Origin of the sequence: Spongiactinospora gelatinilytica (assembly GCF_003236385.1) — a bacterium.
Lineage (GTDB): Bacteria > Actinomycetota > Actinomycetes > Streptosporangiales > Streptosporangiaceae > Spongiactinospora > Spongiactinospora gelatinilytica.
The window spans coordinates 1-441 of sequence record NZ_POUA01000871.1 but is presented as its reverse complement, the minus strand read 5'-3'; the positions used below and the strand labels follow the sequence as shown (position 1 = coordinate 441).

1 protein-coding gene is annotated in these 441 nt (G+C 74.4%); it reads left to right on the top strand.

Translation table 11 applies throughout. The features are described from left to right. Nucleotides 1–273: hypothetical protein (locus C1I98_RS42470; RefSeq protein ID WP_199537601.1), on the top strand; the 273-nt coding region annotated here is incomplete at its 5' end. Nucleotides 274–441: the final 168 nt, after the last annotated feature.

The window sequence follows — 441 nt, the reverse complement described above, 5'->3', positions numbered from 1 at the left end:
ACGGCGGGGAGCGCCCCGGCGGCCGAAGCGCCCAAGGCGGCCGATCCGGCCGCGGGAGCCGAGGCGGCAGAGCCTGCGGAGGCACCGGAGGCGGCGCAAGCCGTACCGGCGGCTCCGCGCCCGTCGCTCATCGGCGATGTGGTGATCTTCAATGACGAGATCGTGGAACCGGTGTCGCTCCCGGTCACCACCTGCGGAGGAATCGTGGCCGTGCTCAGTCGCCAGAAGCAGTCCTGCGACGGCGCCTCCCGCGTCTCCGACGACGACGCCTGAGACCGCGCCGGCCGGCCCCGCGCGATGACAGCCCCCGCCCCGCGCGGGGCCGGCCCGGCGCCCCAGCGGTCCCACGACCGCTCATCGGTCCTCGACACTACGAACAAAGCCCCTTGTCACGACGGTCCGCCGTATGTCGTGGCGAGGGGCTGCCGCGTGGTGGGGGTG